Consider the following 772-nt stretch of genomic DNA (forward strand, 5'->3'; position numbering starts at 1 on the left):
TTGGAGAAATTCCTCAATCAACTCTTTGGAGACATTTTCTTTTACCGTATACACTTAATCAGCCCCTTTTACGATATCCCGCACAGCTTCAATGACATCATCTACATCGTCGTCAGACATTGATGGATAGAGCGGGAGAGAAAGGGTTCGTTTATAGTAATTCATGGCATTCGGAAAGTCCGCTTCCTTATATCCAAATTGCTTTTGATAATACGGATGAATGTGTACTGGAATAAAATGAACGCTAGTGCCGATATTGTATTTATCCTTTAAAGCCGTAATCATTTCGCTGCGCGTAACCCCGGCCTTTTTGTCATCAACTTGCAGAACATATAGATGCCAGGCGTGCCTGCCGTCATCATGGACAAACGGCGTGATCAGCCCAGGAATCTGCTGAAAAGCGGTTTGATAGCGGCCGGCAATCTCTTCTCTCCGTTTCTGCATATCATCCAGCCGTTTCAGCTGATGAAGTCCGAGGGCCGCCTGCAAATCAAACATATTCATCTTATAGCCGGGCGATTCGACTTCATAGTACCAGCTGCCATTTGAAGAATAACGGTTCCATGCGGCTTTACTCATGCCGTGAAGGCTTAGCACCCGGATCTTATCGGCAAGCTCCTCATCATCAGTCGTCAGCATGCCGCCTTCCCCTGTCGCGAGGTTTTTGGTGGCGTAAAAGCTGAATGCCGTTGCATCCCCGATAGAACCGATCATTCTTTGCTTATAAGTCGTATATACCGCATGTGCCGCATCCTCCAGCACGAATAAACCA

At 46.6% G+C, this 772-nt stretch carries 1 protein-coding gene; it reads right to left on the reverse strand.

Annotation, left to right across the window (positions count from 1 at the left end; translation table 11 throughout):
* Positions 1-54: 54 nt before the first annotated feature.
* The coding region (locus ACFRCG_RS48785; RefSeq protein ID WP_380043132.1) for a DegT/DnrJ/EryC1/StrS family aminotransferase at positions 55-772 on the reverse strand (718 nt) is incomplete at its 5' end.

Source organism: Embleya sp. NPDC056575, assembly GCF_042793325.1.
Classification (GTDB): domain Bacteria; phylum Actinomycetota; class Actinomycetes; order Streptomycetales; family Streptomycetaceae; genus Embleya.